The following is a 6,910-nucleotide window of genomic DNA, read 5'->3' as shown; positions in this document are numbered from 1 at the left end:
GCTGTTCCGGAGCTATTCCAGCAGTTTCCCTCCGGTGTGCAGATTCTGACCAGCAATGGGATCGTAGCAGGAAGTATAACAGCCATTGTATTAAATATTGTTTTCAACATGACACCCGTCAAACGAAATAAAAAAACGAGGACAGCGCATCAGCATCCAGAAAGTGCCTGAGAACGGTTCATCGGAGCGATCAGGAATCACCCTGGTCGCTCTCTGCCTGTGCTTTTGCCTTTTCCGACAGCTTAATAATCCGGTCACCTTCCGCAAGTTCAATTTTATCCAGTTGGAGGGTCATGAAGGTCATTTCTTTATTTTCTTTCCATACAAATAAGAGCAGGCCGTAATCAGCAAATTGTTCCCGTTTGAGTGTTTGTTGTTCCGTTATTTCCACGGAATCAAACGTATAGCCTTCGCGTATTTTCCTTTTTAATTCCCTCAGTACTGCGTCTTCATGAAAAAGCACGTGCCCTTTGATAGCAGGAGCGATTTCGTCATTATCGGAGTCGCCTTTCTTACTCGCTGGCAGCGCGAATGTGTTGTTATAGCCAAATTCCGGAGCAAACGACTGGCAAATTAGCGCGTTGTAAGCAGGTTCGTCCGTCATCGCCAGGATATAGTCATACGGTGTGAGATCCACTTCAAATTCAATGTATTCGGATAGAATTTGACCGTAAAAGGTGTCAATGTCTTTCTTCCGGGCATCGGCCAAGTGTTCATAGGAATCATCAATGATTAAAACGGGTATTTCCAATGATTTAACGTACTCCGCAAAGGCAATGGAAAAATGGTTCGCCCCGATAATCAGAACCCCTGCCTGTTCGTTGTTGGCAAGGTTCAGCTTTTTAGAAAACGGCTTCAGTGTGAAACCGTGCGCACAAACGGTGATGAAGACAAGTGCAAATGTAATGGTCGTCAAAATCGACGCACCTGCATACCCATCCTCAACCAGGACACCCGTGAAATAGCCCGATACGGTCAAGGCCACAATGCCGCGTGGCGCTATCCAGCTGATCAGTGTCTTCTCAGCGGATGTCAACTCTGTGCCGATCGTCGTGATCCAAATGGAAAGCGGTCGGACCACGAACAACATGATCAGGACAAAACCAATAATCGGAATCGTGAATACTTCCAAAATGGTTTCCCTTGTCAAGGATGCTGTCAATAAAATAAAAATGGTGGACGTCAGGATAACAGATATATTTTCGACAAAATGTGACACATTGCCGATCGATGTAATATCCTTTTTTGTTCTGGCCATCGTCAGTCCCATAACGGTGACCGCAAGCATCCCGGTCTCATGCATAATGACTTCACTGCCTCCAAAGCAAAGAAGGACGAATGATAAGACAATAGGCGATTTCAAAAATTCCGGAAATAGTCCTTTGCGCACCATCCAAGTGACCAGAATGCCGACACCGAATCCTATAACAGCAGCCAGTACGGCTCCTCCGAAAAAGGCGAGCAAATAACTCCATTGAATGGCATCATCGCCAATAACTTTGACAACCTGATAGGCAAACAATGCTAATAGCGGGCCGATCGGGTCAATGATAATCCCTTCCCATTTCAGCACAGCTGCCACTCTTGGTTTCAATTTTGCCTGCCGCAAGAGCGGAATAATAACCGTTGGACCGGTGACGATAAACAGCCCGCCGATGATGAAGGAAATGGCAAAATTCAATCCGGCTATATAATGAGCCGCCAACGCACCACCGATCCAAGCTAGAAATGCTCCGGCAGTTACAACCCGCAAGACGGATTTAGAAATCCCTTTCAGTTCACGGAAATCAAGACTGGAGCTGCCCTCATACAAGACAACAGCAACAGCCAGGGAGATAAGTGGTGTATACAATTCATCAAGTGCTTGTTCCGGATCGATGAGCCCAAAAATCGGACCAATTAAAAGCCCGGCCACGGACATAATCACAATGGATGGCCATTGGATTCGCCATGCCAGCCATTGGGAGAATATCCCCAGGACAACGATAATAACAATGCTGAGTAGTTCTGCTTGTGCCAACGGTTTCACCTTCTTCATGACAGCAAAATGTTACTGGATGTACAGGATTTAACCATTAGCTTATACGTTTTTTGACGGTATTATCCTTTATTGTTGTGGGGTTCTTTTTCGAGCTTCAAGTTTTTTAAAATTAAGTAAAGAGTCAGACAGTCATCGAATGATCCGGTGTTGATGGATGTCAGTGAATTGATTTTTTGCAGGCGATAAATCAGTGTATTCCTGTGGATAAATAAGTCTTTAGCCGCTTGGCTGATTGTCAAATTATTATCACAGTAGGCAATAAAGCTTTTCGACAGCTCCGCGAAGTTGTCATCGTTGAGGAATCGCCTCAGACGGAACTGTACTTTTTCGCTGAATGATGCAGACAGCTGTTCGGGAAGCAATGTTTTAATCAATTCCCAACTATGATAACTATAAATCTTCTTAGATGCATCTCTCCGTTTTCCAATGGTTAGGAGTGTTTCGGCTTCATGGTAGGATTCATTAAGCGTTGCAAGGGACCAGGATAGGCTTCCGGCTGCAATCGATGCATTGGTAACGTGATAAGCTGCAAACGCTTCCAAAAGGCTATTGCTTTGACCCATGAAGTGATCCAGTGCTTCAAGATAGTCTGTTTCGGATGCGACTGTTTTAAGAAGAATCAATTTTTCAGTGTTTAAAAACGTACAAACAACGTCATTGTCGCTCTCGAATGCTTTTTTTGAGCAGTCGAGCAAACGGTCTTTCAGTTGGTCAATTGGTATTTTTCGTTGGATATTACTGATAAGGGAATTTTCAATATCAATAACGATGCAAAATCGCATCGCATAAAAGGGAATATTGAGCATCCGGCAATATTGTTCCGCTTTGACATGGCTGATCGATTCATTAAGCAAAATATATTGGGCGAATGTTTCCAATGTTTTCGTTTCCAAGTCTTCCAACTGCTTGTAAAATGTGTCCTGCCACACCATTTCAACATGGTTTTTAACGAGTTCCACATACGGCTTCACTTCCTCGGGCGGACCGATAATCCCGAGTACACCAACAGTTTTGTTGTTTAATTTAAGGGGAGCGGCAACACCCGGAAGAACATTGGACATCCCCTTGATCGTATCTTCATCGTATAACAAAAAGGTATCTTTTGTTATGACGTCTTTGGAAGGTTCATGCAGTTTTCCGATCCGATTTGAATCAGTGGATCCGATGATATACCCGTTTTTATCACTTAAACTAATGGGAAATGGCAAAATTTCTGAAACCGCTTTCACTACCTTTTGTGCAAATTGCACGAACCCCTCGATTGTGCTCACATCCTTTATTCAAATCATTAAAACCGAGTTTATTATAACACAATTATGACTATTCAAACAATAAAAGGGTATTTTTTGGTTATGGTAACCATAGCATTTGCAGGGCTTAATACGTTTAAATAGATATAACATTTCAAATAATTCAACTTTTATTACGCGTGGGGTGATTTTTTGACGAAGCATACGGATATTATCATTGTCGGTGGTGGAGTCGTGGGATCAAGTATTGCGTATAACTTATTGCACGATGGATTTGAAGGGTCAGTAACGATTTTTGAAAAAGATAAAATATATGAATTTGCATCAACGCCAAGAAGTGCCGGTGGATTGAGACAACTTTTTACAACAGGTGTCAATATTCAATTGAGTCGGTATGGATTACAGAAATATAGAACATTTTCAGACGATATGATGGTTGATGGTGAAGCGGCTGAAATTGATTTCAAACAGCGTGGGTACTTGTTTCTCGCTAAAGATGAAAATATGAAACAACTACAGGAACAGCTCAAATTGCAGCAATATTATGGTGTGCCTGCTAAATTAATGGCTAAGGAGGAACTTCATGACATTATTCCTGAGTTAGTCATAGATGATCTGCAAGGAGGATTATACTGTGGTGAGGATGGCTATCTGGATCCATACTCCGTCATGCAGGGATATGTTCGTAAAACGAGGGAACTGGGGGGAGAGTATATTTATGGGGATGTTGAAACCATTCTGACGGAAAGGGGGAAAGCAACAGGCGTAAGATTGGTCAATGGTGATGTTTATCAAGCGCCTATCGTGATCAATTGTGCTGGACCATGGGCGCCCGAACTAAGCGAGCGAATCGGCCTTCCGCTTCCTATTGTACCTTTAAAGCGGCAAATCATTCAGTTTGATATTGCAGAACCATTCGCAAATCATTTACCACTAACGATTGACCCAAGCGGTGTATATTTCCGACATGAAGGCAGCTCACTCATAACCGGCTTTTCAGAAAACGTGAAACCAGGCATTGATTTCAGATGGAAACGATCGTTTTTTGAAGACCAGTTATGGCCCGTGCTTGCGGAAAGGGTACCGAATTTTGAACGGGCTAAAATCAATCGTGGTTGGGCCGGCATTTACAGCCATAACACTAAAGATCAGAACGCCATTATTGGTGAACACCCGCAGCTGGATGGGTATTACATGGCTTGCGGATTCAGCGGACACGGCATGCAGCAGGCTCCCGGTGTGGGGAAAGGCCTCTCTGAATTAATTCGTAAAGGTCGCTATGAAACACTGGATTTGAATCCACTCCGTTTTGAACGCTTTGCTAGGAATGAATTGGTCATTGAAGGCGCCGTTGTGTAAGAAAATAAAAATCAATGTTGGATTATAGCTAAAAGGGGGAATAAAAAATGAACCGTTCCTCAACAGATAGGGAATATGGATTTATTGATAATAACTCTAATAATTCTGTTGTTGTTCAAAAAAAAGGGCAATATGTTTCCGGTTATTCCATTGGTATTTTACATTTGGATAACTGTTGGTATCCAGTAATACCAGGGAATGTAGCAAATTTAAGTACGTATGACTATCCTGTAAGACTAAAAAAAGTACCAAACTCAAACACTTCTCGAATACTCAATGGTGATCCTCAAATGCTTGATGATGTTATAAAAGCAGCTAAGGAGTTAGAGGAGGAAGGAGCACGTGCCATTTCATCGGCATGCGGATTCTTTGGTAACTATCAAGAAGACGTATCAGCATCCGTTGATATACCTGTCTACTTATCCAGTATTATACAAGTTCCATGGATTTATACAGGTATAAAGCCAAATGAGAAAGTCGGTATTTTGACAGCTTATAAAGAAGGAATGACCCAGGAATTATTTAAAAACTGCGGTATTTATGATTCTTCCCGATGTGTCATTAAAGATCTGAGTCATTATGCTGAATTTTCTGCCATAATTGAGAATCGAGGAAGTTTCAACAATGAAATAGTAAAGCAGGAAGTGGTTGATGCGGCTAGAGAAATGGTAAATAATCACCCAGAAATAGGTGCGATTTTACTAGAGTGCAGCGATATCCCGCCCTATGCTTCAGACATACAAAGGGATATAAAACTACCAGTATTTGATTTTATATCTTTGATTAATTGGATTCATCATTCAACAGCTCAAAAACCTTATCATGGGTTCTTGTAAAAATTAATTTAAGAAAGGAATTCTTATATGAATCGATTTTTTCAAGGTAAATATGGTAGGTATTTTTTACCAGCAATTATTCTGCAATCTGTATTAATTGGCGGAGGATTTGCTACTGGCCGAGAGATTGTTGAATTTGGTGCCAAGTACGGAGCTATGGGTTGGGTTGCTGGCATAGGAATTTTTGTTGGTTTTACGGTTACAGCAGTTGTGACATTTGAATTTGCAAGGAAATTTAGGATATTTAATTATAGATCAATGCTTAAAGAATTAATCGGCCCATTTTGGATTTTATTCGATCTTATTTACTTGTTTCTTGCAATTTTGATTATTTCAATTATGGCATCAGCAACAGGGGAGATAATGCAAACCACGCTTGGAATTAACTATTGGATCGGCGTTATTTTCATAACAGTTATTGTTGGTATTCTAAACTTTTTTGGTAAGGAATTTATAGAACGTTTTAAATCGATTGGGACATTAATGTTAATGATTGGTTATTTAATTTTTGCTGTACTAGTCATTTCAACCACTTGGCAGGATGCTATTTCCGTTATAAGACTGGAAGATACTAGCTTTGTAAAAGATACGTTCAATGTTGGAACCGTGTTATGGAGTGGAATTTTATATGTTGGATACAGTCTTGTTATCTACCCATCTGCCTTATTTACTGTAAAGCGGCAAAAATCCCGTAAAGAGGCAGTGTTTTCAGGGGTAATAGCTGGTATTTTAATGACTATCCCTTGGTTTTTAACTTATTTTAGCATCTTGGGTTTCTATCCAGCTGACAACGTTCTAGGATCACCAGTACCTTGGCTTGAAATGTTAAGTGGATTTCCGTCCTTTGTTATAGTCCTTTTTGGAGTTGTTGTTGGCTGGACTTTGATTGAAACAGCTTCAGGTATGATTCACGCGTTTATTGACAGAATTGATTCGCAAATAGAAGAACACTTTGAAAAAGTTTTAACGAAGTTTCAAAAAGGAATTATAGCGGTTAGCACATTGATCCTTTCAATATTATTATCCCGAATTGGCATAATTGATTTGATATCAAAAGGATATACAGCAATGGCATATGGAATGATTTTAATTTTTGGATTACCTTTGTTAACGATTGGTGTTTATAAAATTTTCTTTATGAGCCAGAGCAGTAAAGCAAAATTAGAAGTTGATGCCGGGGTCAGTGATGATAAAGAAAGTGCTAGGTAAAGGTTGGAGCCTGGGTGATATCGCTGGATACGTTTATTGCATTCCTATCAGAACTGGTTATTTTCCCGGCTCTTTTTGCTTTATCAAATGGCACCAAATTCAGGACCCGGGCTGCTATTTCTTACGATACCGACTTTGCTTGACCAAATGTCTTATGGATATGGTTTCAGTTTAGTCTTTTTTCTGGTCATCATTGGCTCCATCACTACAGGAGT

The 6,910-nt window shown here is 40.8% G+C and carries 5 protein-coding genes and 1 pseudogene; 4 read left to right on the top strand and 2 right to left on the bottom strand.

Annotated elements, in window-relative coordinates:
• Positions 1 to 171, top strand: a pseudogene (locus ABDZ72_RS00240) (purine permease); the annotation flags it as partial.
• A 19-nt stretch (positions 172 to 190) separates the two neighbouring features.
• Here ABDZ72_RS00240 and ABDZ72_RS00235 read toward each other — a convergent pair.
• Positions 191 to 2,020, bottom strand: a complete 1,830-nt coding sequence (locus ABDZ72_RS00235; protein WP_343750386.1) for a cation:proton antiporter — start codon at positions 2,018 to 2,020, stop codon at positions 191 to 193.
• An 80-nt stretch (positions 2,021 to 2,100) separates the two neighbouring features.
• Complete coding sequence (locus ABDZ72_RS00230) at positions 2,101 to 3,291, bottom strand: CdaR family transcriptional regulator (protein WP_343750385.1); 1,191 nt, start codon at positions 3,289 to 3,291, stop codon at positions 2,101 to 2,103.
• Between the two features lie 192 nt (positions 3,292 to 3,483).
• On the opposite strand from ABDZ72_RS00230, the gene ABDZ72_RS00225 reads away from it, so the two are divergent.
• From ABDZ72_RS00225 to ABDZ72_RS00215, 3 genes are read left to right on the top strand one after another with little or no spacing between them, the layout of a single operon-like run.
• Positions 3,484 to 4,650, top strand: a complete 1,167-nt coding sequence (locus tag ABDZ72_RS00225; RefSeq protein ID WP_343750384.1) for an NAD(P)/FAD-dependent oxidoreductase — start codon at positions 3,484 to 3,486, stop codon at positions 4,648 to 4,650.
• A 47-nt stretch (positions 4,651 to 4,697) separates the two neighbouring features.
• Positions 4,698 to 5,486, top strand: coding sequence for an aspartate/glutamate racemase family protein (locus tag ABDZ72_RS00220; protein ID WP_343750383.1), 789 nt, complete (start codon positions 4,698 to 4,700; stop codon positions 5,484 to 5,486).
• 27 nt (positions 5,487 to 5,513) lie between these two features.
• Positions 5,514 to 6,695 (top strand): YkvI family membrane protein, encoded by a 1,182-nt coding sequence (locus ABDZ72_RS00215; protein WP_343750382.1) that lies wholly within the window; start codon positions 5,514 to 5,516, stop codon positions 6,693 to 6,695.
• Positions 6,696 to 6,910 lie beyond the last annotated feature (215 nt).

The organism is Lentibacillus halophilus (assembly GCF_039522485.1).
Taxonomy (GTDB): domain Bacteria; phylum Bacillota; class Bacilli; order Bacillales; family Amphibacillaceae; genus Lentibacillus; species Lentibacillus halophilus.
The sequence above is the reverse complement of the archived record's forward strand: the minus strand, read 5'-3'. Positions and strand labels throughout refer to the sequence as shown.

Bases quoted from the DNA above. Each gene is read 5' to 3' on its own strand.
- ABDZ72_RS00215 (WP_343750382.1), top strand. From the start codon at position 5,514: ATGAATCGATTTTTTCAAGGTAAATATGGTAGGTATTTTTTACCAGCA.
- ABDZ72_RS00220 (WP_343750383.1), top strand. From the start codon at position 4,698: ATGAACCGTTCCTCAACAGATAGGGAATATGGATTTATTGATAATAAC.